The organism is Streptomyces sp. NPDC053755 (genome assembly GCF_040677675.1).
Lineage (GTDB): Bacteria > Actinomycetota > Actinomycetes > Streptomycetales > Streptomycetaceae > Streptomyces.
On record NZ_JBFASK010000032.1, the window covers coordinates 54,740 to 78,451 of the forward strand.

Here is a 23,712-nt window from a genome sequence, read left to right on the forward strand (position 1 = left end):
ACGAGCCATGAGCACCGACACCCGCACCCGTACCCTCGGCAGCAAGGTCGCGGGCCCCGGCCACCCCGTCTACGTCACGGGCGAGATCGGCATCAACCACAACGGCGACCTGAACAAGGCCTTCGCGCTCATCGACGCGGCCGCCGACGCGGGCTGCGACGCGGTGAAGTTCCAGAAGCGCACCCCGGAGATCTGCACCCCGCGCGACCAGTGGGACATCGAGCGCGACACCCCCTGGGGCCGGATGACCTACATCGACTACCGCCACCGCGTGGAGTTCGGCGAGGACGAGTACAGCGCCATCGACGAGCACTGCCGCAAGCGGGGCATCGACTGGTTCGCCTCCCCGTGGGACACCGAGGCCGTCGCCTTCCTGGAGAAGTTCGACGTCCCGGCCCACAAGGTCGCCTCCGCCTCCCTCACGGACGACGAGCTGCTCCGTGCGCTGCGCGCCACCGGCCGTACGGTCATCCTCTCGACGGGCATGTCGACGCCGAAGCAGATCCGCCACGCCGTCGAGGTCCTGGGCAGCGACAACATCCTGCTCTGCCACGCCACGTCGACGTACCCGGCCAAGGCCGAGGAGCTGAACCTCCGGGTGATCGACACCCTGAAGGAGGAGTACCCGAACGTCCCGATCGGCTACTCCGGCCACGAGACGGGCCTGCAGACCACGCTGGCCGCCGTCGCCCTCGGCGCCACCTTCGTCGAGCGGCACATCACCCTCGACCGCGCGATGTGGGGTTCCGACCAGGCCGCGTCCGTCGAGCCGCAGGGCCTCCAGCGGCTGGTCCGCGACATCCGCACCATCGAGACCGCGCTCGGTGACGGGGTCAAGAAGGTCTACGAGTCCGAGCTCGGCCCCATGAAGAAGCTCCGTCGGGTCCAGGGGCTCGTCGCCGCATGACCGGGCAGCTGGCGTTCGTCGAGAGCCCGGTCCAGCTCCTGAACGTCCTGGAATGGGCCCACGCCGCGGCGACCGCCCCGGAACGGGAGGCCGCCGCCCCCGCGCCGGGCGCGGCCTCCACCGCCCCGGTGCCGGACCGGGCAGCCACCGCGGGCCCGGAGGCGGCCCTCCCGGCCCTCCCTGCCCTTCCGGCCCAGCGCACCCGCCACCGGACGACGGTCCCGGCCGACCCGGCGGGCCTGCCCCCGACGCCCCCGGGGCCCCGGCCGGCCGCGCCATCCGCACCCGAGGCCCCCGCACCCCAGGCGCCCGACGGGGGCCACGCCCCCGCACCCCACGCCCCCGCACCCCAGGCGCCGGACCTCCCGCCCCCCGGCGCCGGGAAAGCCCCCCTCACGCCCTCCACCACCGAACCGGCTCCCGGTTCCGCCCCCACCCCCGCCTCGGCCGCCGACGCTCCCGCGTCCGCCCCCCGGCTCACCATCGTCGTGCTCTCCCCGACCGACCCCATGTCCCGCGGCCAGCTGCGGCGCATGGCGCAGCTGGCCCGTGACGAGGGGTTCCACGTCCGCTGGCAGGAGGCCCGCGGAGGCCGGGGGGCCCTCGTCCGGACGCTGCGGGACCTGGCACCGCTGCTGCGGGCCGCGGACCGGGTGATCGTCGGCGACCCGTTCTCCCGCTACGTCCAGCTGCTGCTGACCCTGTTCGGCCCCCGTCGGCTCACCGTCGTCGACGACGGCACCGCCACGATGGAGTACGCCGCCCAGCTCGCGCGCGGCGAGCGCCTGGTCCGCTGGCACCGCAAGGGCAGCCGGGGACCCCGCGAGCTGGTCCTCGCCCCCGTCTCCGCCCTGGCCCGCCGCCGGCTCGCCCCCACCCGGCACCGCACGGTGGAGATCTTCACCTCGCTCCCCGTCGACCCGCCCCCGGGCACGACGGTCACACCGCACACCTTCGCCTGGACCCGGGCCCGCTTCGGACCGCCCCGCCTCACCCGCGGCGCCGACCTCGTCGGGACCTCGCTCGTCGAGACGGGCGTGGTCGACGCCGACCGGTACACACAGGCCGTGGCCGACCTCGCCCGCGCCCACGGCGCGACCCGGTACTTCGCCCACCGCCGCGAGAGCACCGAGAAACTGCACCGGATCGCGGTGGAGACCGGGCTCGAGATCGTCCGCCCCGACCTCCCGCTGGAGGTGATCGCCCGCCGCGGCCCCATCGGCCGTACGGTGGTCAGCTTCCCGTCCACGGTCGTGCACACCCTTCCGCTGGCCCTGGAAGGCACGGGCGTCAAGGTCGCCGTCTGCGAGATCGCGCCCGAGTGGCTGAGCGCGCACGTCTCCCCCCGGGCCCAGGGCTTCCTGGCCGGTGTCGCCGGCACCGCGGCCCACGAGGTCGACCGGCTCACCGCCCGTGCCGCCCCGGCCGTCGAACGGCTCGAATTCGGGTGAGGTTACCCACAAAGGACGGCCGTCACGCCTCGTCAGCGGGTTTTCTTTCCCCTATCGGGTTGAACTTTTCGTGATCATCGGGCAGTTGACCACCCTGGGGGCCTACCCTTCAAAAGGTGAACCAGTTGAAGTCCCGTGAGCCCGGCTCCGTCGCTCTGCCCGGAACGCTGTCCGCGTCGCTGCGCGAAGAACTGATCGCCTTCCGCCGTGACCTGCACATGCATCCCGAGCTCGGCAACCAGGAGTTCCGTACGACCGCGGCCCTGATGGGCCGCCTGGAGGCGGCCGGCCTGGCGCCGAAGGTCCTCCCGGCGGGCACGGGGCTCGTGTGTGACATCGGCACCTGGGACGGGGTGCGCCCCATGCTGGCGATCCGCGCCGACCTCGACGCGCTGCCCATCCCGGACGTCAAGACCGTCCCGTACCGCTCCACCGTGCCCAACCGCGCGCACGCCTGCGGCCACGACGTCCACACCACCACGGTCCTCGGCGCCGGTCTCGTCCTCGCCGACCTCGACAGCCGGGGGCTCCTGCCGAACGCCGTGCGACTGATCTTCCAGCCCGCCGAGGAGGTGCTGCCCGGCGGCGCCGCCGACGCGATCGAGGCCGGTGTGCTGGACGGGGTCGGCCGGATCATCGCCGTGCACTGCGACCCGAAGGTCGACGCCGGCCGGATCGGGCTGCGCCACGGCCCCATCACCTCCGCCTGCGACCGGCTGGAGGTCACCCTGGACGGCCCCGGCGGTCACACCGCCCGTCCTCACATGACCACGGACCTGATCACCGCCGTCGCCCGCGTCGCCACCGACGTGCCGGCCGTCCTCGCCCGCCGCGTGGACGCCCGCTCCGGCCTCTCGGTCACCTGGGGCCGCATCGAGTCCGGCCACGCCTGCAACGTCATCCCGCAGAACGCGGCGCTCTCCGGCACCGTCCGCTGCCTCGACCTGCACACCTGGCGCGACGCGCCCGACCTGGTCCACGCGGCGGTCGACGAGATCGCCACGCTGCACCGCGCCAAGTCGACCATCAGCTACGTCCGCGGCGTCCCGCCGGTCGTCAACGACCCGGCCGTCGCCGACCTCCTGGCTGCCGCCATGACCGCCCGCCGCGGACCGTATGCGATCGAGGACACCGAGCAGAGCCTCGGCGGCGAGGACTTCTCCTGGTACCTGGAGCACGTCCCGGGCGCCATGGCCCGCCTCGGCGTCCGCGTCCCCGGCGACACCACCCGCCGCGATCTGCACGCGGGGGACTTCGACGTCGACGAGGCCGCCATCGAGGTCGGTGTGGAACTCTTCACGGCCGCCGCCCTGCTGAACGGCGGCGCGTAGCCGCATCCCCGCGGCGCGCCGCCCCGAGGCCGCCTGCCGGGCGGCGGAGGATGGCCGAAACGCGGCGGCGCGGCCGGTCGCCCCGGCACGCGAGGAGCGGGAGGACGCGGCGCACGCGTCCTCCCGCTCCGTCGTGGGGGCGGTGTCACCCCCGGCGCGCCCCCGCCCCGCACGCGCGAGCCCGGCCGTACGCACGGGGGCTACCGGCGGAGAACCTCGACGCCGGAGCCGGCCGAGCGGAGCGCCCGGCGGTGAGGGTGAACCTCCGGCTCGCGCGGCGCGGCCTCGGTTGAGCGCCGAGGGGTCCGGTGGGAGACTGCCGGGTGAGGATCGATGAGCACAGCGTGCGGATCCCGGCCGCGGCGGAGGGGGAGCGTCCGGCGTGGGACCGGATGCTGCGCTTCGATCCGGTAACGACTCGTGAACGGGTCTTTAACTGACATCTACGCGCGTTACGATCGCCCGAAACCAGCGCCGCAAGAGGCGCTTTCGGTCAGTCTTGAAGGGACCTCCTCGTGCGCCGGGTATCCAAGATCACCGCCGCGTGTGCTGTCACCGCGGCTCTCGCTCTCACTGCCACCGCCTGCGGAGAGTCCTCCACCGAGGACACGGGCTCCGACTCGGGCACCATCAAGGTCGGTATGGCCTACGACGTTGGTGGTCGTGGCGACAACTCCTTCAACGACTCCGCCGCGCGCGGTCTCGACAAGGCCAAGGCCGACCTGGGCGTCGAGACCAAGGAGCTCACCGCCAAGAACGGTGAGACCCCGGCCGACCGTGAGCAGCGCCTCGCCTCGCTGGCCGAGGGCGGCTACAACCCCGTCATCGGTGTCGGCTTCGCCTACAAGGACGCGATCGACGCGGTCGCCGCCAAGTTCCCGAAGACCACCTTCGGCCTCATCGACTCGGTGTCCGACAAGAAGAACGTCGACTCGATCGTCTTCACCGAGGAGCAGGGCTCCTACCTCGCCGGTGTCGCCGCCGCGCTGAAGTCCAAGGACGGCAAGATCGGCTTCATCGGTGGTGTCGACCTCCCGCTGATCAAGAAGTTCGCCGCCGGCTTCCAGCAGGGCGTCAAGGACACCAAGCCGGCCGCCACCGTCCAGATCCAGTACCTGTCCACCGGTACGGACCTCTCCGGCTTCGGTGCCCCGGACAAGGGCAAGGCCGCCGCGAAGGGCATGCTCGACAAGGGCATCGACGTCATCTTCGCCGCCGCGGGCGGCTCGGGCGCCGGCGCCATCGAGGCCGTCGCCGCCAAGCCGGGCACCTGGGCGATCGGCGTCGACTCGGACCAGGCCAAGGACCCGGCCCTGTCCAAGTACGCCGGCTCGATCATGACCTCGGTCGTCAAGAACGTCGACACCGGCGTCTTCGACCTGATCAAGTCCGTCAAGGACGGCAAGCCGCTGACCGGTGAGCACATCTACTCCCTGGCCGAGAACGGCGTCTCCCTGACCACCACGGGCGGCCACCTCGAGGACATCCAGGCCAAGCTGGACGAGGCCAAGAAGAAGATCGTCGACGGCCAGATCAAGGTCGCCACGACCCTCTGACGCTCGTCGGAGGGGGCCCGGACTGCGGCTTCGGCCGACACTCCGGGCCCCCTTCACACGTATGCCCATGGGCAGTTGAACATTTTCGCGAACGCTACGCGCGTAGCTCCCGGTCCACGCGGTATTTTTCGCCACCGACAGCGCCTGCGTCCTGCCTCATCCTCCTCACGCTCCCTGCCTAGGAGAGTGCGCCATCAAAGCCTCCAGCTCCAGTAGTCCCCACGCCGTAGAACTCCGCGGCATCACCAAGCGTTTCCCGGGCGTCGTGGCCAACCACGACATCGACATCACCGTGCGCCGCGGCACCGTGCACGCCCTCGTGGGCGAGAACGGAGCGGGCAAGTCGACCCTGATGAAGATCCTTTACGGCATGCAGAAGCCGGACGAGGGGACCATCGCGATCGACGGCGAGCAGGTGTCGTTCAGCAACCCGGGTGATGCCATCGCCCGCGGTGTCGGCATGGTCCACCAGCACTTCATGCTCGCGGACAACCTCACCGTCCTCGAGAACGTCGTCCTCGGTTCCGAGAAGCTCCACGGCATCGGCGACAAGGCCCGCGCGAAGATCAAGGAGATCTCCGACGCGTACGGTCTCGGCATCCGCCCCGACGTCCTCGTCGAGGACCTGGGCGTGGCCGACCGTCAGCGCGTGGAGATCCTCAAGGTGCTGTACCGCGGCGCCCGCACGCTGATCCTCGACGAGCCGACCGCCGTCCTGGTCCCGCAGGAGGTCGACGCGCTCTTCGACAACCTGCGCGAGCTCAAGGCCGAGGGCCTCACGGTCATCTTCATCTCCCACAAGCTGGGCGAGGTCCTCTCCGTCGCGGACGACATCACCGTCATCCGCCGCGGCACCACGGTCGGCACCGCCGACCCGGCCTCCACCACGCCCAAGCAGCTCGCCGAGCTGATGGTCGGCAGCGAGCTGCCCTCCCCGGAGACCCGCGAGTCGACGGTCACGGACGTCCCGATGCTCACGGTCGAGGGCCTGTCCCTCAGCGCCGTGGACCCCGACGGCATCGTCCGCGCGGTGCTCGACGGCATCACCTTCACCATCCACAAGGGTGAGGTGCTCGGCATCGCCGGCGTCGAGGGCAACGGCCAGTCCGAGCTCGTCGACGCGATCATGGGCATGCGCCACCCCGATCACGGTGTGCTCACCCTGGACGGCGCCGACATCTCCGCCGCGCCCACCCGCAAGCGGCGCGAGGACGGCATCGGCTGCATCCCCGAGGACCGCCACCGGCACGGCCTGCTCCTGGAGGCCCCCCTCTGGGAGAACCGCATCCTCGGTCACGTCACCGAGAAGCCGAACTCCAAGGGCGCCATCCTCGACCTGAAGGCCGCCCGCAGGGACACCGAGCGGATCGTCCGCGAGTACGACGTCCGCACCCCCGGCATCGACGTCACCGCGGCCTCGCTCTCCGGCGGCAACCAGCAGAAGCTGATCGTCGGCCGCGAGATGAGCCACGACCCGAAGCTGCTGATCGCCGCGCACCCCACCCGGGGCGTGGACGTCGGCGCGCAGGCGCAGATCTGGGACCAGATCCGCGAGGCGCGCCGCGAGGGTCTGGCCGTGCTGCTGATCTCCGCCGACCTCGACGAGCTGATCGGCCTCTCCGACACGCTGCGCGTCATGTACCGCGGCCGTCTGGTCGCCGACGCGGACCCGGCCACCATCACGCCGGAGGAGCTCGGCTCGGCCATGACCGGTGCCGCCACCGGCCACCTTGCGCACGAAGGCCCCGAGGGCGACAGCCCCGAGGCCACCGACGGCCCGGAGGACGAGGCCCGATGAAGAAGATCGACAAGGAGCGGCTGCTCCTCGGCCTCGCGGCACCGCTCCTGGCGGTCGTCGCCGCCTTCCTGATCACCGCTCTGGTCCTGGTCGCGACCGGCAAGGAGCCGTTCAGCGCCTTCGGCATCATGTTCGAGTACGGCGTGAAGTCGGACAGCCAGGTCTACATCATCAACAAGGCGACGACGTACTACCTGGCGGGTCTCGCGGTGGCCATCGGCTTCCGCATGAACCTGTTCAACATCGGCGTCGACGGCCAGTACCGCCTCGCCGCGTTCTTCGCCGCCGCCGTCGGCGGCGCGCTGACGCTGCCGGGCATCGTCCAGATCCCGCTGATCATCATCACCGCGATGATCGTCGGCGCCATGTGGGCGGGCATCGCGGGTGTCCTCAAGACGACCCGGGGTGTGAGCGAGGTCGTCTCCACGATCATGCTCAACTTCATCGCGACCGCGATCATCGGCTACCTCCTCCAGCCGGGCCGCCTCGGCTACCTGGACGCGGCCGGCACCGAGGTCGCCACGAGCCCGCTCCCGGAGTCCTCGCACTTCTTCGAGTTCCCGACCACCCCGGAGCCCATCTGGGGCTTCCTGGTCATCGCCGTCATCGCCGGCGTCGGGTACTGGTTCACCCTCTCCCGCACCCGCTTCGGCTTCGACCTGCGCACGGTCGGCCAGTCCGACACGGCCGCCGCGGCCAGCGGTGTGAACGTCAAGAAGATGGTCGTCACGTCCATGCTGATCTCCGGCGCCATGGCCGGTCTGATCGGTATGCCGACCCTGCTCAACGACTCCTACGAGTACGGCGGCGGCTTCCCGGTCGGCATCGGCTTCACCGGTATCGCCATCGCCCTCCTCGGCCGCAACCACCCGGTCGGCATCGCCCTCGGCGCGATCCTCTGGGGCTTCCTGGAGCGCGGCAGCGGCAAGCTCGAGTTCGAGGGGTACGACAAGGAGATCGTCGGCGTCATGCAGGGCGTCATCGTCCTCTGTGTCGTCATCGCCTACGAGGTCGTGCGCCGTTACGGCCTCAAGCGCCAGCAGCGCCAGGTCGGCGAGAAGCTCGCGGCCCAGGCTCGTTCCAACGACAAGACGGAGGTGTCGGCGTGACCGCCACGGCGACTTCCACCCCGCCGCCCGCGGCACCCAAGGTGTCCGGCGGCAAGGGCGGCCGCGCCCGCCTCTCGCTTCCCTGGATCCTGCTGATCGTGGCGGGCGGGCTCATCGCCCTCTCCGCCGTACGCGCCATCACCGGTGCGCAGGACCTCACCTCGGCCGGCCAGATCAGCGCCGCCCTCTCCCTCGCCGTCCCGATCGGCCTCGCCGGCCTCGGCGGCCTGTGGTCCGAGCGCGCGGGCGTGGTCAACATCGGCCTCGAAGGCATGATGATCCTCGGCACCTTCTTCGGTGCCTGGGCCGGCTGGCAGACCGACCCCTGGCTCGGCGTCCTCGCCGGCATCGTGGGCGGCATGTTCGGCGGCCTGCTCCACGCGGTCGCCACCGTCACCTTCGGCGTCGACCACATCATCTCCGGCATCGCGATCAACATCCTGGCGCTGGGTGTCACCACCTACTTCGCCAAGCTGTGGTTCAACACCGGCGAGGCCGCGGCCAGGGGCGGCAGCCCCAAGCAGTCCCCGCCGGCCGAGGACATCACCTCGATCACCGTCCCGGGGCTGTCCGACTGGCTGGCCGACATCGAGAAGCACCACTGGTTCCTCGTCTCGGACCTCGCCGGCATCCTCGGCGGTCTGGTCACCAACCTCTCGCTGGTGACGGTCCTCGCCGTGCTGCTCGTGATCGGCACGTACTTCGTGCTGTGGAAGACCCCGTTCGGTCTGCGGCTGCGCTCCTGCGGCGAGAACCCGATCGCCGCGGAGTCCCTCGGCGTCAACGTGTACAAGTACAAGTACATCGCCGTGGTCGTCTCCGGCGGCCTCGCCGGACTCGGCGGCGCGTTCCTGTCGCTGGTGACCTCGCACATCTACAACGAGGGCCAGACCGGCGGCCGCGGCTACATCGGCCTCGCGGCGATGATCTTCGGCAACTGGCGGCCCGGCGGCCTCGCCATGGGCGCCGGCCTGTTCGGCTTCGCCGACGCGCTCCAGCTGCGCAGTGGCGGCCAGTCCGTGCACGCCCTGCTCCTGCTGCTCTTCGCGATCCTCGTGATCCTGGCCGTGTGGAAGGCGTACAAGAAGCGCTGGATCACCGCCCAGATCAGCACCGTCATCGCCGTCGGCGTCCTGATCTGGTACCTCGGCACGGACACCGTCCCGGTCGAGTTCGTCAGCGCCACGCCGTACGTCGTGACGCTGCTGGTGCTCTCGCTCTCCGCGCAGCGGCTGCGGATGCCCAAGGCGGACGGCATGCGCTACCGCAAGGGGCAGGGCAAGTGACGCCCCCCGTGCCGGAAGCGGTCTGGGAGACCCTGCGGGAGGCCGCGCGCGAGGCGATGTCCCACGCGTACGCGCCGTACTCGGGCTACTCGGTCGGCGCCGCCGCGCTCGTCGACGACGGCCGGGTGGTCTTCGGCTGCAACGTCGAGAACGCCTCGTACGGCATCGGCCTGTGCGCCGAGTGCGGGCTCGTCTCGCAGCTCCAGGCGACCGGGGGCGGGCGGCTGACGCACTTCGTGTGCGTGGACGGACGCGGCGAGTCCCTCGTCCCGTGCGGGCGCTGCAGGCAGCTGCTGTACGAGTTCGGCGGCCCCGAGCTCGTCCTGGAGACTCCGGCCGGGCGGACCACGCTCGCCGAGATGCTTCCGCAGGCCTTCGGCCCGGGTCACCTGGCCCCGTAGCACCTCGGAGCGGCCCTTCCGGCACGATGGGAGGGCCGCTCTCCCTTTTCCACCCCTCTATGCGCGTAGAAAGAGGCACTTCATGGACGTCATCTCGGTCATCCGCACCAAGCGGGACAAGGGTGAGCTGAGCCCGGAGCAGATCGACTGGGTCATCGACGCCTACACCCGCGGCGAGGTCGCCGACGAGCAGATGTCGGCCCTCGCCATGGCCATCCTGCTCAACGGCATGAACCGCGGCGAGATCGCCCGCTGGACGGCCGCGATGATCGCCAGCGGCGAGCGCATGGACTTCTCGTCCCTGTCGCGCCCCACCTCCGACAAGCACTCCACCGGCGGCGTCGGCGACAAGATCACCCTTCCGCTCGCGCCCCTCGTCGCCGCGTGCGGCGCGGCCGTGCCGCAGCTGTCCGGCCGGGGGCTCGGCCACACCGGCGGCACCCTGGACAAGCTGGAGTCGATCCCGGGCTGGCGCGCTCTGCTCTCCAACGAGGAGATGCTGCACGTCCTGGACACCACCGGCGCGGTGATCTGCGCGGCGGGCGACGGTCTGGCCCCGGCGGACAAGAAGCTCTACGCGCTCCGCGACGTCACCGGCACGGTCGAGGCGATCCCGCTGATCGCCAGCTCCATCATGTCGAAGAAGATCGCCGAGGGCACGGGCTCGCTCGTCCTGGACGTCAAGGTCGGCTCCGGCGCCTTCATGAAGAACCTCGCGGACGCGCAGGAGCTGGCCCACACGATGGTCGGACTCGGCACGGACAGCGGGGTGAAGACGGTCGCCCTGCTCACCGACATGTCGACCCCGCTCGGCCTCACCGCCGGCAACGCCCTGGAGGTCCGCGAGTCGGTCGAGGTCCTGGCGGGCGGCGGCCCGGCGGACGTCGTCGAGCTGACGCTCGCGCTGGCGCGCGAGATGCTCGACGCGGCCGGGATCAAGGACGCGGACCCGGCGAAGGCGCTGGCCGACGGCTCGGCGATGGACGTCTGGCGCCGCATGATCGCGGCCCAGGGCGGCGACCCGGACGCGGCCCTCCCGGTCGCCCGCGAGCAGCACGTCGTGACGGCCCCGTCCTCGGGCGTCCTGACCCGCCTCGACGCCTACGACATCGGCATCGCCGCCTGGCGCCTGGGCGCCGGTCGCGCCCGCAAGGAGGACCCGGTGCAGGCCGGTGCGGGCGTCGAACTCCACGCCAAGCCGGGCGACAGGGTGACGGCGGGGCAGCCGCTCGTCACCCTGCACACGGACACCCCGGAGAAGTTCGAGTACGCGCTGCGGTCCCTCGGCTCGGCCTGGGACATCGAGGCGCAGGACACGGCGTTCACCCCGAACCCGATCGTCCTGGACCGCATCGCCTGACGGCCCTCCCCTCGGTCGAACGGCCGCTCCGCCCGTGCCGGATCTCCGGCAGGGGCGGAGCGCCCCCTCACACCAGCGGCTCACCCAGGAGCCTCGGCAGCTCTCGCATGTCGTCGAAGACCAGCGTCCGGGGCCCCATCAGACGGTCCGCGCGGGTCAGGCCCCCGCAGTAGCCGAACGCCCGCATGCCCGCGGCGCGGGCCGCCGCCACGCCGTACGGGCTGTCCTCGACCACCGCGCAGCGCTCCGGCGGGACGCCCATCGTGGCCGCCGCGTGCAGGAAGAGGTCCGGCGCGGGCTTGCCCCTGGCGACGTCGCGGGCGCTGAACATCCGGCCCTCGAAACGGTCCAGCAGCCCGGTCCGGGCCAGGTTGCGGCGGATCGTGGGATGGCTTCCGTTCGACGCCAGGCAGAACGGGACGTCCAGCGCGTCGAGCGCGTCCGTGACGCCCTCGACCACCGTCAGCTCCGCGTCCAACGCCCGGTCGTACAGCGGCCGGTAGGCATGGTGCCAGTCGGGCTCCAGGGTCCGGCCGAGGCGCTCTTCCAGGATCTTCGTCAGCGTTTCGCTCGACGAGCCCACGAAGTGGTCGACGATCTCCGTCTCGCTGAACTCCGCGCCGAGCGACGCGAAGACCTCGCGGTCGATGCGGCAGTAGATCCGTTCACTGTCCACCAGGACGCCGTCGCAGTCGAAGATCACGAGTTCGACCGGGCCCTCAGCTTCACGCGTCATGCCGCGGAGCCTAAGGCGTCCGATGAGTTCCGGCCGTGACGGGGGTCTCCCTGATGTGGACACCAGTCGACCGCTCGTTCTGACCTTCGCCGCCCGGGCGACCTCCGAGGAGGTGGCCCGGCTGTGCGCCGTGCTCGAAGCCGTGCCGCCCACCGACGTCCGCTGCGAGGTCGGCGCGCTCACGCACGCCGACCTCGCGGCCGTCGACGCCCTCGCCCGGCTGCGGCTGACCGCCGGGCGCCGCGGCCATCGTCTCGTCTTCCACGGGGCCCGCGCCGAACTGCGGCTCCTCCTCGACCTGGTCGGCCTCGCCGACGTCGTATGACGACGCCCGGGAGAACCGCCGGGACCCGCCCGGACCGGGCTACGCCTCCAGGCGCTCGGGCATGTCGAAGAGCGGGAACCACCGCTTCGTGTCCAGGAAGAAGTCCATGCCCGCGACCTTGCCGTCGCGGATGTCGAGGACGATCAGCGCCCACGGGCTGAATCCGCCCTCCGGATCCGGGTGGTACTGCGCGAACGCCGGCGATCCGTTCGCCACGGTCGGGACCAGCTTCGAGCCCGAGCAGACCTCGCCGACGCCCAGCATCCAGCCCACGATGTCGTCGTGGCCCCGCAGCCAGAGGTCGTACGGCGGCATGGACATCGTCGCGTCCTCGTGCAGGAGCGCGGTCAGCGCCTTCATGTCGTACCCCTCGAAGGCGGCGACATAGCGCTCCAGGAGCTCCTTCTGCTCCTCGTCGAGCGGGTCGGCGGTGTCCGAGGCGGCCGGCCCGTGTTCCGCGAGCGTCGCCCGCGCCCGCTGGAGCGCGCTGTTGACCGACGCGACCGTGGTGGACAGCAGCTCGGCCACCTCGCTCGCCTTCCAGGCCAGCACCTCGCGCAGGATGAGCACCGCCCGCTGCTTCGGCGGCAGGTGCTGCAAGGCGGCCACGAACGCGAGCCGCACCGTCTCCCGGGACACCGCCGTGTCCGCGGGGTCGGCGACCGACGGCAGCACCCGGCCGTCCGGCACCGGCTCCAGCCAGGTGATCTCCGGCCGGGCGGTCAGCTGCGCCTGGGCGACCGGCGTGGCGGCGGTCAGGTCCATCGGCCGGGCGCGCTTGTTGCCCGCGTTGAGCGAGTCCAGGCAGACGTTGGTCGCGATGCGGTACAGCCAGGAGCGCAGCGACGAGCGTCCCTCGAAGGAGCCGATGGACCGCCAGGCGCGGACCATCGTGTCCTGCACGGCGTCCTCCGCCTCGAAGGCCGAACCGAGCATCCGGTAGCAGTAGCCGGTCAGCTCGGTGCGGTACTTCTCCAGCCGGGAATCCAGGTCGTCGGTCGTTGCGGTATCGCTCATCGGGTCCACCCCACTCGCCCCTCACCGGCACCAACGCGATACCGGTGAGGGGAAGTTACCGCAGCCCACTGACAGCGGGGGTCAGGTTCCCGGCTTGCGCCCGTAGACGTGGACGTCGTCGCCGTTCCTGAGCAGGTTCCAGTACGCCTTCGCGTCGGCCGGACGCATGTTGACGCAGCCGGCCGAGCCCGGCGGGTTCCACATCGACTTGGTGACCGAGTGGAAGGCCTGGCCGCCGTCGAAGAACTGCGCGTACGGCATCGAGACGTTGTAGAGCGTCGACCAGTGGTTGATGTTCCGCCAGTAGATCTTCTTCGAGCCGGTCCGGGTCTCCGCGCCGTTCCGGCCCGTCCGCACCGGGACCGGGCCGTACTTCAGACGTGCGCCGTCCTGGATCCAGCTCAGCTGGCGGGTCAGGTCCACACAGGCGATCCGGCCCCGGTTGGTGGGGCACTTCCCGGCCTTGTTCGGGGTGGTGCCGGCCCACTGCTGCGTGTACATCGTGTACATCGTCTGCCAGGTCAGCGGGCCCGCGTACCCCAGCGTCGGCGTGATGCCGTGCTTGCGCTGGAACGCCTGTATGGCCAGACAGTCCGCGCTCGACTGGCGGCCGTCCACCGGTCGGCCGAGGAACTGCTCGACCTGCTTCTGGTACGGCCCCGTCGTCGCGCTGCACGAGGCCGCCTGGGCCGGCCCGGCGCCGAGGGCGACCGTCAACGGCACCACCATCGAGGTGATGCCGAGGACGATCCCGGTCCGCTTGCGTATGGCTCCCATGATCACCATCTCCCCCTTCGTTTCCTATGCCGTAGGACGAACGGAGAGCCGTGGCGGTTGTACGGGAACGGCGAGGATTCAGGCGGCGGTACGGACCTGGAAGCGGTTCGCCTCGGCCCGCGCCGAGACCCGCGCGCTGTGGCTTCCGTACAGGGTGATCGACACGACGCCGAGGACCGCGACCAGGCCGAGCAGGACGGTGCCGGACCAGCCGCCCGCGTGGAAGGCGATCGCGCCGAGCGTGCCGCCCGCGCTGCTGCCGACGTAGTACGCCGACTGGTAGAGCGCCGAGGCCTGCGCGCGGCCCGTCTTCGCCGTGCGGCTCACCGAGGAGGAGGCGACCGCGTGGCCCGCGAAGAAGCCCGCGGTGATCAGGACCAGGCCGAGCAGGACGGCGCCGAGCGTGGCGGAGAGGGAGAGCAGCAGCCCGGCCGCGGTCGTGCCGACGGCCAGGTAGAGCGCCCCGCGCCGGCCCGTGTGGGCCACCAGCTTGCCGGCGGCGGCCGAGGAGACCGTGCCCACGAGGTAGATGAGGAAGATCGAGCCGATCACGCCCTGCGGGAGCGAGAAGGGGGCCTCGGCCAGGCGGTAGCCGATCACGGTGTAGACCGCGCCGAACACCGTCATGAACAGGGCGCCGATCGCGTACAGCCGCATCAGCAGCGGGTCGGAGAGGTGCGTGCGGACCGTCCCGGCCAGCGCGCGGGGGTCGAGCGAACCGGGCGTGAAGTGCCGGGCCCTCGGGATCAGCAGGCGGAAGACGACCGCGCACACCGCCGCCATCAGACCGACCGCGAGGAGCCCCGCGCGCCAGCCCCACATCTGGGCCGCCCAGCCGGTGACGATCCGGCCGCTCATCCCGCCGATGGAGTTGCCCGCGACGAACAGGCCGATCGCGGCGATCAGCGCCTTCGGCCGCACCTCCTCGGCCAGGAACGCCATGGCCGAGGCCGGCAGGCCCGCGAGGGCCGCGCCCTGGACGGCGCGCAGGGCGACCAGCCATTCCAGGTTCGGGGCGAACGGGACGAGCAGTCCGACGGCCACCGCGACCACGAGCGAGGCGGTCATCAGCGTGCGCCGCCCGAAACGCTCGGAGAGGGCGCTCATCGGGAGCACGAGGAGGGCGAGGGCGCCGGTGGCGGCGGAGACGGTCCAGGAGGCGGCGGACGCCGTGGCGCCGAACTCGGCCGAGATGGCGGGGAGGAGGGCCTGGGTGGAGTAGAGGAGCGCGAAGGCGGCGAGTCCGGCGGCGAAGAGGGCGAAGCTCATACGGCGGTAGCCGGGGGCACCGGGGGAGAGGCGGGTGTCGGCGGCCGTGCTGGTGGCGGCCGCCTTGGTACTGGCGGAAGGCATACCTCGAACGTAGGGTGCGATGGCTGATGCGTCCAATGCATGGAACTGCTGTAATCGTTCCCATGGTGCATGAGTACAGGTCACAGGGTCGGCTGTCACCGAGCAGTTACGAAGAAGACATGGGGCTGCTGCTCGCGCCCCGCCTCGCGTACTTCGCCGCGGTGGCCCGGCACGAGCACGTGACCCGGGCGGCGGCCGAGATGGGGGTGCCGCAGTCGACGCTCTCGCGGGCGATGGTCCGCCTCGAACAGGACCTGGGAGTCGCGCTCTTCGCCCGCAAGGGCCGTACGGTCTCGCTCACCCCGGCCGGCCGGACGTTCCTCGCCTCGGCGGAGCGGGCGCTCGCCGAGGTGGAGCGGGCGGCGGACTCGGTACGCGCGGACGCCGACCCCACCGCGGGGCGCGTCGCCTTCGGCTTCCTGCACACCATGGGCTCGGAGACCGTGCCGGGGCTGATCCGGGCCTTCCGGGTGGACCACCCCAAGGTCCGGTTCACCCTGGTCCAGAACTACGGCGAGGCGATGATCGAACGCCTGCGGGCCGGAGACCTGGACCTGTGCCTGACCTCACCGGTGCCGAACGCGCCCGACCTGGTCGCCCGCCGGATCGACGAACAGCGCCTGCGTCTGGTGGTGCCCGACGACCACCGCCTGGCCTCCCGCAAGCGCGTCCGCCTCGCGGAGGCCGCGGACGAGACCTTCGTGACCCTGGAGCCCGGCTACGGTCTGCGCCGCATCACCGACAACCTCTGCGCAGAGGCGGGGTTCACGCCTCGCGTCGCCTTCGAGGGCGAGGAGACCGAGACCCTGCGCGGCCTGGTCGCCGCCGGTCTCGGCGTGGCCCTGCTGCCCCCGCCGGCCGTCCCCCGCCCGGGCGTCGTCGAGCTCACCGTCACGGCCCCGCGCGCCGTCCGGGAGATCGGCGTCGCCTGGCTGGACGGTCACCCGGACACGGCGCCGGTGGCCGCCTTCAAGAAGTTCCTGCTGAGCAAGCGGGGCCGGCTGCTCCCGGAGGGGCGGTCCCTCCCGGAGTGACCGGCTTCCCGTGAGGGGGCCGCCCCGGCTCTCCCGGAACCCGGGCAGCCGCCTGAGCGACCGGCCGCTCCCCGTGCGTACCGGTCAGCGGCCCGTCACGACCTCGTCGAGCGGCCGAAGCCCGCCGCCAGCGGCATCCGCAGACCCAGCGGCGGCGGCGCCGCCAGCGCGTCGGCGAGCGGGCGGGCGAACGGCCGGGAGAAGAGGGAGCCGAGCACGAAGTCGCAGGCCAGGGCGCGCACCTCGGCGCCGTACTGGCGCAGCGCGTGGCCGTCGGAGTGGACCTCGAAGCGGCAGGTGTCGCGGTTGGACTTCTTGGCCCGTTCGGCGAGCCGGTACGACAGCTCGGGATCCGTCCGGGCGTCGTTCGTGCCGTGCACGACGAGCACCCTGCGGCCCGTCAGCTGCCGCACCGGCTCCGGCTCCGCCGCCACGTCGTCCTCCGGGAGCCAGGGCGCCAGTGCCAGGACGCAGTCGACCGCCGTGTGCCCGGCCGCCCGCAGCGCCGCCCGGGCGCCCATGCCGTGCCCGGCGAGGCAGACGGGGATGTCGCCGTAGCGCCGTACCGCCTCCGTGACCGCCCAGGTCGCGTCCGCCGCCAGCTGCCTGTCGGTGCCGTTCCAGCCGCGCCCCCGGTAGCGCACCACGTGCGCCACCAGCCCTTCCTCGCGCCCCGCCGCCGCCAGCCGCCGGGCCAGCGGCAGCGCGGCCAGGTGGGTGCGGACCGAGGCGCGCCGCCCCGACGCCACCTCGCCGTCGGGAAGGAGCAGGACCACACCGCCCACCGCCGTGAGCGGGAGCGATGCGCCGACCGGCCGTCCCAGCCGGGGTGCCCGGCTGGCGACGGCGGTCCCTACGAGTGCGGAGTGCGCCATGGCAGAACAGTCTCAGAAGTGGAGGTGTACGCCATCCGTACGCGCGGTCACTGTTACGTATCGACGCGAGCGGGCCGGCAGACGCGCGGACGGGGCGCGCTCTACGCGCGTAGGGGCTAGAGTGCCGCAATGACGAGCCAGACCCGCAACCTCCCGACCAAGGACCAGATCCGCCGGGCCCCGAAGGTGCTCCTGCACGACCACCTCGACGGTGGACTGCGTCCCGGCACGATCATCGACCTCGCCGCCGCCCAGGGCTATGACGGCCTCCCCGAGAACGAGCCCGACAAGCTCGGCATCTGGTTCCGCGAAGCCGCCGACTCCGGTTCGCTGGAGCGCTATCTGGAGACCTTCGCGCACACCTGCGCCGTCATGCAGACCCGCGAGGCGCTCGTGCGCGTCGCCGCGGAGTGCGCCGTGGACCTCGCCGAGGACGGTGTCGTCTACGCCGAGGTGCGCTACGCGCCCGAGCAGCACCTGGAGGCCGGCCTCAGCCTCGAAGAGGTCGTCGAGGCCGTCAACGAGGGCTTCCGCGAAGGCGAGCGCCAGGCGCGGGCGAACGGCCACCGCATCCGCGTCGGCGCCCTGCTGACCGCCATGCGGCACGCCGCCCGCGCCCTGGAGATCGCCGAACTGGCCAACCGCTACCGCGACTCGGGCGTCGTCGGCTTCGACATCGCGGGCGCCGAGGCCGGCTTCCCGCCCACCCGTCACCTCGACGCCTTCGAGTACCTGAAGCGCGAGAACAACCACTTCACCATCCACGCGGGCGAGGCCTTCGGCCTGCCGTCCATCTGGCAGGCGCTCCAGTGGTGCGGCGCCGACCGCCTCGGCCACGGCGTCCGGATCATCGACGACATCGCGGTCTCCGACGACGGCTCGGTGACGCTCGGGCGGCTCGCGGCGTACGTCCGCGACAAGCGCGTCCCGCTGGAGATGTGCCCGACCTCCAACCTCCAGACGGGTGCGGCCTCCTCCATCGCCGAGCACCCGATCGGTCTGCTCCGCAAGCTGCACTTCCGGGCCACCGTCAACACCGACAACCGGCTGATGAGCGGGACGAGCATGAGCCGGGAATTCGAGCTGTTGATCGATGCATTCGCCTACACGCTCGACGACATGGCCTGGTTCACTGTCAATGCGATGAAATCAGCGTTCATTCCTTTCGATGAACGGCTCGCTATGATCAACGACGTGATCAAGCCGGGTTATGCGGAGCTGAAGTCCGAATGGCTGTTCCAGCAGACCGCCGCGACCAGCGAGTCTTCCCGCCAGAGCGACTGACGGGCGACCGGGAAAAGGGCCTGAAGCGGCCGGGTGACACGATCCCGGCCGCTTTTCGGTGTTTGCGGGAGCGTTCATTGCTGGCTAGTTTGCAAAGCCGCCCTGCATTCCCCGAATTCCTGCTTTCCCGCAGCTCCAAGATCCTCAGAGGATGATTTTCTGATGAAGCAGTCTGCCGCCAAGAAGCTCGGTGTCGCCGCTCTCGGTGCCGCCTTCGCCGCTGCCGCCGCCGGCACGGCCACCGCGGCCCCCGCCGCGCCCGCCGCCCCCGAGGTGCTCGGCCTGGTCACCCAGACCGTGCCGCTGGGCGACGGTCTCACCGAGCTCCCCGACGGCGCGTCCGAGTCCCTCTCGGGCGCCGAGGGTGCCCTGGGCACCAGCGTCGACCAGGGCGTCAAGACCCTCCCGGCCGCGGCCGGCCAGGCCGCCGAGGGCGTGCCGCTGGAGGGTGCGACCAGCGCCCTCGGCGGCAGCGCGGTCGGCGGCCTGCTCGGCGGCCTGCCGCTCAGCGGCCTGCCGATCGGCTGACCCACCGCGTACGCGCCGATGGGGCGCCCACCCGCACCGGGTGGGCGCCCCATCGGCGTTCGCGCGCCGGCGGCCGGCCTCTACCAGGCCGTGCCCGCCGGCTTCTCCGTCGGCAGGAACAGCCACAGCGCCAGGTAGACCAGGAACTGCGGGCCGGGCAGCAGACAGGAGACGAGGAAGATGACCCGCATGGTGGTGGCCGAGGTACCGAAGCGCCGTGCCAGCGCTGCGCACACTCCGCCGATCATGCGTCCGTCACGGGGGCGGGCAAGTGCGGCCATGGTGGGCTCCTTCGAGAGGCGTGGCCCGGGAGCCGCTTTCCCGGGCTCCCGGTGACTCCATACTCGTCCCCGTCGGGGGACAAAGCGTCGGTCTACGGGGCGATCCCGACCCTGGGAATCGTCGGGGTCGTTCCCTGACCGCCCTCGTCCCGGGGCAGGGACGGACCCCTGCGGGCCGTCCTCCCCGAGGAGGACCGGCCCCGCCCGGCGTCCTCCCTGCGGCGCAGCCGCGCCCGCCCGGCGGGCACCACGAGCAGATGCGCCAGCGCGACCCCGACGCCGTTGAGTAGCACCGAGTCGACGTCCACGACCTGTCCCGGCACGGCGGTCTGGAGCAGCTCCACGGCGAGGGAGACCAGCACCCCGGCCGCGACCGTACGGGCCAGCGACGCCCACGGCGAGACGTACAACCGCCCGTCGGCCATCGGGAGCAGGACCCCGAGCGGGGCCAGGAGCAGCAGTCCCTCCCCGATGCGGCGGGCCGCCTCGGCCGGGCCGAGCGCCAGGTCCGCCTCGAGCCCCGCCAGCGGGGTCAGGTTCGGCGCCGTCACCCAGGCGACGTCGAGTGGGCGCAGCGACACCCAGGCGACGAGCAGCAGATGCGTGAGGAGGAGGGCGAACCCCGCCCGACGTACGACCACGGCGGCGCTGCCGCTCGAACCTTGACGCTGCACGCCCCCCAAGACGCGCTCCGAGCCGGAATCGGTTCCGCCGCCCCACAGAACGCCGCGTTCCCTTCGGCCCCCCGGCGCCGCGCGCCTGGGCGTCGCGCCGCCGGGTGCGGCGCAGCCGCGTGTCCACGGGGGGGCGTGACGGAGCGGCGCGGGGATCGGGAGCGCGCGCGAGGCCGGCTTCAGGAGGCCGTCGGTGTCGGCAGGCCCGCCGTCGGGGCCGCCGACTCCGGCCGCTCCCTCAGCTCCGTGGTGCAGCGGTAGCGGCGCGGGGGATAGGCGCCCGGGCCGCCGAGGACGACGGCGTCCGCGCCCGCCCCCGCCGCGCTCGGCGCGAAGGTGCAGACGATCTGCGACAGCGCCGTCGGCGCCAGGTCCTCCGGCTGCCTGCTGAGCCGCAGCGTGCCCGCCGGGTCCCCCGGATGCCCGCCGGAGACGACCAGCGGCCCCTTCACGGCCGTGGTGAACCCGGCCTGGCGCTCGCTTCGCGACGGCTCCGTGGCCAGCTGCGCGAGGAGGACCGACGCCGTGCGCACCGGGTCCCCGCCGGCCTTCTCCTCCGGCAGCGGCGAGCGGCGCTCCACCGCCTCCAGCTGAGAACCGCACACCAGGAAGACCCGGACCGGGACGCCCGGCGGCTGCGCGCTGACGTCCTCGTCCTCGATGCTGCACGGCACCCGCGAAGGGGCGTGGCCCGCGTCCACGGGCACGGACGTCGTCCTGATCCCGCACCCCGAGAGCAGCACCGTCAGCGCGGCGACGACGGCCGCGCCCGCGCCCATCGCGGTACGGCGCCCCCTTCCCGTACGACGAATCCGGTTCACCGCTCCCCACCCTCCCCGGGCTCCCCCTGGTTCGGCAGCCGCAGCACGAACACCGCGCCGTCGCCGTCCGGGGAGTTGGCCGCGGTGATCGAACCACCGTGGATCAGCGCGTTCTCCATCGCGATCGACAGGCCGAGGCCGCTGCCCTCCGACCGTGGCCGGGACGCGCTCGCCTTGTAGAACCGGTCGAAGACGTGCGGGAGGACCTCCTCCGGGATGCCCGGGCCGTGGTCCCGCACCTCGATGACGAGTGCGTCGTCCTCCGTACGGATCGCCACCCGCACCGGCGACCCGCCGTGCTTGAGCGCGTTGCCGATCAGGTTCGCCAGGATCACGTCGAGCCGGCGCGGGTCGAGCCGCGCCATGATGCCCCGCTCGGCGTCGAGCTCCACCGCGTCCAGCCAGGCGCGCGCGTCGATGCACGCGGTGACCTGGTCGGCGACGTCGACGTCGTCCAGGACGAGCCTGGCCGTGCCCGCGTCGAAGCGGGTCACCTCCATCAGGTTCTCCACCAGGTCGTTGAGCCGGCGCGTCTCGCTGACCACCAGCGCCACGGCCGGCGCGATCATCGGGTCCAGGGTGTCCTGTTCGTCCTCCAGGACCTCCGTCACGGCGGTCAGCGCGGTCAGCGGGGTGCGCAGCTCGTGCGACATGTCGGCGACGAACCGCCGGCTGGACTCCTCCCGCGCGCTCATGTCCGCGACCTGCTTCTGCAGGGACTCGGCCGCGCTGTTGAACGTCCTTGACAGTTCGGCCAGTTCGTCCGTCCCCGAGACCCGCAGCCGGGTGTCGAGCTTCCCCTCGCCCAGCTGCCGGGCCGCCTCGCCGAGCCGGTGCACCGGCCGCAGCACGGTCGTGGCGGCGGCCTGCGCGAGCAGCGCGGAGCCGATCAGGGCGAGCGTGGTCGCGATGCCCAGCGACCAGGCGAGCGAGTTCAGGTCGGCCCGCTCGGCCTCGAGCGACTTGAACATGTAGCCGGTCGGGCCGCCGCCGTCGACCTTCGCCCCGCCCACCAGGTACGGCGTCCCGCCGCGCTGGGTGCGCTGCCAGAACAGGTGGTACGGATACGGGTTGGTCTCCGTGACGGGCCGCCGCTTCTCCACCTGTTCGCGCAGCGCGGCCGGCACGTCCGCCAGCGTGAACGTGTCCGGGTCGGAGGCCCCGATGATCGGCTTCCCCTCGTCCCGCTCCCCGAGCAGCAGCACGCTGTACCCGGCGCTGCCGTCCGCCATCTGCTCCGCGGCGCCCCGCAGTTCCTCCTCGGTGGGCCGCAGCGGCAGGGTCGCGGCCCGGTTCTGCATCTCCTGCCGGAAGTCGTTCAGGGCCCCGTCCTGGGTGCGGGTGAGGACCGCCTCGCGGTTCAGCCAGTACGCGATGCCGGACGCGGACACGGCGGCGGTGAGCGCCACCAGGGCGAAGACGACGACCAGACGCAGCCGCAGGCTGGTGAAGCGCAGGCCCGCGAACATCCCCTTTCTCACGCAGGGACGTCCAGTCGGTAACCGACGCCCCGCACGGTACGGATCAGGGTGGGGGAGGACGGCACGTCCTCCACCTTGGCGCGAAGCCGCTGGACGCAGGCGTCGACCAGCCGCGAGTCGCCCAGGTAGTCGTGCTCCCACACCAGGCGCAGCAACTGCTGGCGGGACAGGGCCTGACCCGGCCGCCGGCTCAGCTCCAGGAGCAGCCGCAGCTCGGTCGGCGTGAGCTGCAGGTCCTCCCCGTTCTTCGTCACGGTCATCGCCGAGCGGTCGATGACGAGCGAGCCGAACGTCGCCGAGTCGGTGGACTCCCGCTCGCCGCGCCGCAGCACGGCACGGATCCGGGCGTCCAGGACCCGCCCCTGCACCGGCTTGACGACGTAGTCGTCCGCCCCGGACTCGAGGCCGACGACCACGTCGATGTCGTCGCTGCGCGCGGTCAGCAGGATGATCGGCAGCTGGTCGGTGCGCCGGATGCGCCGGCACACCTCGAAGCCGTCGATCCCGGGCAGCATCACGTCCAGCACGACCAGGTCGGGCCGCTGTTCACGGAGCAGCTTCAGGCCGTCCTCGCCCGTCGCCGCGGTGGCCACTCGGTGGCCCTGGCGTGACAGGGAGAGCTCGAGGGCCGTGCGGATGGCGTCGTCGTCCTCGATCAGCAACAGGAAAGGCACGGCGCCATTCTGTCCCATGCGGCCCTCCGAGTTCGACTGTGCGGCGCCACCAGCCCCTGTGACACGGCTGTGACAGTCGACGGACACCGCGATGAAGTGGCCGGGGCAAGCTTCTTGGCACACGGACCGAAGCTGACTCCAACCGACGGGGGGCGTGGGATGAACGCACTGCACAGCACCACCTCAAGCGCAGTTGTCACGCGTCTCCACGACGTCGTACGGAGCGCGGTGAACGGGCGGGGGTGCGTTCGCGGTGCCGGGCGTCAGCACAAGGCGCCGTACATGGTCGCCGTGGCTGACGGGGGAGCGGCGTACGGGGAGGGCACGGGGGAGCGCGAGTCCCTGTCGGAGGCGGAGTTCACCGCCTACGTCCAGGAGCGCCGGGCCTCCCTGTACGCCACCGCCTATCACCTGACCGGTGACCGTTACGAGGCCGAGGACCTGCTGCAGAGCGCGCTGTTCTCGACCTACCGCGCCTGGGAGCGGATCAGCGACAAGGCGGCGGTCGGCGGCTATCTGCGCCGCACCATGACGAACCTGCACATCAGCGCGTGGCGCCGTCGCAAGCTGAACGAGTACCCGACCGAGGAGCTGCCGGAGACGGCGGGCGACACGGACGCGATGCGCGGGACCGAGCTGCGGGCGGTGCTGTG

At 72.0% G+C, this 23,712-nt stretch carries 24 protein-coding genes; 14 read left to right on the forward strand and 10 right to left on the reverse strand.

Annotated elements, in window-relative coordinates:
* The first annotated feature begins 7 nt into the window (after positions 1–7).
* The 9 genes from AB0K65_RS25950 to AB0K65_RS25990 all read left to right on the forward strand — a co-directional run bounded on the left by AB0K65_RS25950 (position 8) and on the right by AB0K65_RS25990 (position 11,199).
* A complete protein-coding gene (locus tag AB0K65_RS25950; protein WP_365720492.1) occupies positions 8–907 on the forward strand; it encodes an N-acetylneuraminate synthase family protein in 900 nt (299 codons plus the stop codon).
* A 239-nt stretch (positions 908–1,146) separates the two neighbouring features.
* Positions 1,147–2,358, forward strand: coding sequence for a hypothetical protein (locus tag AB0K65_RS25955; protein ID WP_365720541.1), 1,212 nt, complete (start codon positions 1,147–1,149; stop codon positions 2,356–2,358).
* A 116-nt stretch (positions 2,359–2,474) separates the two neighbouring features.
* Positions 2,475–3,689: an amidohydrolase gene (locus AB0K65_RS25960; protein WP_365720494.1), complete on the forward strand. Its 1,215-nt coding sequence runs from the start codon at positions 2,475–2,477 to the stop codon at positions 3,687–3,689.
* A 515-nt stretch (positions 3,690–4,204) separates the two neighbouring features.
* Positions 4,205–5,245 carry a BMP family ABC transporter substrate-binding protein gene (locus tag AB0K65_RS25965; protein WP_365720496.1) on the forward strand — a complete coding sequence of 347 codons (1,041 nt, stop codon included), beginning with the start codon at positions 4,205–4,207 and terminating at the stop codon, positions 5,243–5,245.
* 193 nt (positions 5,246–5,438) lie between these two features.
* Entirely contained in the window at positions 5,439–7,043 is a 1,605-nt protein-coding gene (locus AB0K65_RS25970; RefSeq protein WP_365720543.1) for an ABC transporter ATP-binding protein, read from the forward strand.
* Complete coding sequence (locus tag AB0K65_RS25975; protein ID WP_365720498.1) at positions 7,040–8,152, forward strand: ABC transporter permease; 1,113 nt, start codon at positions 7,040–7,042, stop codon at positions 8,150–8,152. The genes AB0K65_RS25970 and AB0K65_RS25975 overlap by 4 nt, the downstream gene beginning before the upstream one ends.
* Entirely contained in the window at positions 8,149–9,438 is a 1,290-nt protein-coding gene (locus AB0K65_RS25980; protein WP_365720500.1) for an ABC transporter permease, read from the forward strand. Before AB0K65_RS25975 ends, AB0K65_RS25980 begins: the two co-directional genes overlap by 4 nt.
* Positions 9,435–9,839 (forward strand): cytidine deaminase, encoded by a 405-nt coding sequence (locus AB0K65_RS25985; RefSeq protein WP_365720502.1) that lies wholly within the window; start codon positions 9,435–9,437, stop codon positions 9,837–9,839. The genes AB0K65_RS25980 and AB0K65_RS25985 overlap by 4 nt, the downstream gene beginning before the upstream one ends.
* 82 nt (positions 9,840–9,921) lie before the next feature.
* Complete coding sequence (locus AB0K65_RS25990) at positions 9,922–11,199, forward strand: thymidine phosphorylase (RefSeq protein WP_365720504.1); 1,278 nt, start codon at positions 9,922–9,924, stop codon at positions 11,197–11,199.
* A gap of 67 nt (positions 11,200–11,266) precedes the next feature.
* On the opposite strand, the gene AB0K65_RS25995 is transcribed toward AB0K65_RS25990, so the two are convergent.
* Positions 11,267–11,935, reverse strand: a complete 669-nt coding sequence (locus tag AB0K65_RS25995) for an HAD family hydrolase (RefSeq protein ID WP_365720506.1) — start codon at positions 11,933–11,935, stop codon at positions 11,267–11,269.
* Between the two features lie 55 nt (positions 11,936–11,990).
* Here AB0K65_RS25995 and AB0K65_RS26000 point away from each other — a divergent pair, with 55 nt between their 5' ends.
* On the forward strand, positions 11,991–12,260 hold the full coding sequence (locus AB0K65_RS26000; RefSeq protein WP_365720508.1) for an STAS domain-containing protein: 270 nt from the start codon (positions 11,991–11,993) through the stop codon (positions 12,258–12,260).
* Positions 12,261–12,299: 39 nt separating this feature from the next.
* Here AB0K65_RS26000 and AB0K65_RS26005 read toward each other — a convergent pair whose 3' ends face one another.
* From AB0K65_RS26005 to AB0K65_RS26015, 3 genes are all read right to left on the reverse strand, one after another.
* Positions 12,300–13,277, reverse strand: a complete 978-nt coding sequence (locus AB0K65_RS26005; RefSeq protein WP_365720510.1) for a sigma-70 family RNA polymerase sigma factor — start codon at positions 13,275–13,277, stop codon at positions 12,300–12,302.
* An 81-nt stretch (positions 13,278–13,358) separates the two neighbouring features.
* Positions 13,359–14,006, reverse strand: a complete 648-nt coding sequence (locus tag AB0K65_RS26010; protein ID WP_365720545.1) for a L,D-transpeptidase — start codon at positions 14,004–14,006, stop codon at positions 13,359–13,361.
* A 126-nt stretch (positions 14,007–14,132) separates the two neighbouring features.
* A complete protein-coding gene (locus tag AB0K65_RS26015; RefSeq protein ID WP_365720512.1) occupies positions 14,133–15,407 on the reverse strand; it encodes an MFS transporter in 1,275 nt (424 codons plus the stop codon).
* Between the two features lie 62 nt (positions 15,408–15,469).
* Between AB0K65_RS26015 and AB0K65_RS26020 the strand changes: the two genes are divergently transcribed.
* A complete protein-coding gene (locus AB0K65_RS26020; protein ID WP_365720514.1) occupies positions 15,470–16,441 on the forward strand; it encodes a LysR family transcriptional regulator in 972 nt (323 codons plus the stop codon).
* A gap of 95 nt (positions 16,442–16,536) precedes the next feature.
* Here the strand turns inward: AB0K65_RS26020 and AB0K65_RS26025 are convergent, their stop codons facing one another.
* Positions 16,537–17,316, reverse strand: coding sequence for an alpha/beta hydrolase (locus AB0K65_RS26025; protein ID WP_365720517.1), 780 nt, complete (start codon positions 17,314–17,316; stop codon positions 16,537–16,539).
* 129 nt (positions 17,317–17,445) lie between these two features.
* On the opposite strand from AB0K65_RS26025, the gene AB0K65_RS26030 reads away from it, so the two are divergent.
* Positions 17,446–18,600 carry an adenosine deaminase gene (locus AB0K65_RS26030; RefSeq protein ID WP_365720519.1) on the forward strand — a complete coding sequence of 385 codons (1,155 nt, stop codon included), beginning with the start codon at positions 17,446–17,448 and terminating at the stop codon, positions 18,598–18,600.
* Positions 18,601–18,762: 162 nt separating this feature from the next.
* Positions 18,763–19,128, forward strand: a complete 366-nt coding sequence (locus AB0K65_RS26035) for a hypothetical protein (RefSeq protein ID WP_365720521.1) — start codon at positions 18,763–18,765, stop codon at positions 19,126–19,128.
* A gap of 80 nt (positions 19,129–19,208) precedes the next feature.
* On the opposite strand, the gene AB0K65_RS26040 is transcribed toward AB0K65_RS26035, so the two are convergent.
* The 5 genes from AB0K65_RS26040 to afsQ1 form a co-directional block, all read right to left on the reverse strand.
* Positions 19,209–19,409: a PspC domain-containing protein gene (locus AB0K65_RS26040; RefSeq protein ID WP_365720523.1), complete on the reverse strand. Its 201-nt coding sequence runs from the start codon at positions 19,407–19,409 to the stop codon at positions 19,209–19,211.
* A gap of 92 nt (positions 19,410–19,501) precedes the next feature.
* Positions 19,502–20,083 (reverse strand): VanZ family protein, encoded by a 582-nt coding sequence (locus AB0K65_RS26045; RefSeq protein WP_365720525.1) that lies wholly within the window; start codon positions 20,081–20,083, stop codon positions 19,502–19,504.
* 179 nt (positions 20,084–20,262) lie between these two features.
* A complete protein-coding gene (locus tag AB0K65_RS26050; protein WP_365720527.1) occupies positions 20,263–20,904 on the reverse strand; it encodes a hypothetical protein in 642 nt (213 codons plus the stop codon).
* Positions 20,901–22,484 (reverse strand): HAMP domain-containing sensor histidine kinase, encoded by a 1,584-nt coding sequence (locus AB0K65_RS26055; protein ID WP_365720547.1) that lies wholly within the window; start codon positions 22,482–22,484, stop codon positions 20,901–20,903. The genes AB0K65_RS26050 and AB0K65_RS26055 overlap by 4 nt, the downstream gene beginning before the upstream one ends.
* The gene (afsQ1, locus tag AB0K65_RS26060) at positions 22,382–23,059 is read right to left on the reverse strand and encodes a two-component system response regulator AfsQ1 (RefSeq protein ID WP_175439295.1); all 678 of its coding nucleotides are present in this window, start codon (positions 23,057–23,059) and stop codon (positions 22,382–22,384) included. Before afsQ1 ends, AB0K65_RS26055 begins: the two co-directional genes overlap by 103 nt.
* 159 nt (positions 23,060–23,218) lie before the next feature.
* Here afsQ1 and AB0K65_RS26065 point away from each other — a divergent pair.
* On the forward strand, positions 23,219–23,712 hold a 494-nt coding region (locus AB0K65_RS26065), incomplete at its 3' end, for a SigE family RNA polymerase sigma factor (RefSeq protein WP_365720529.1).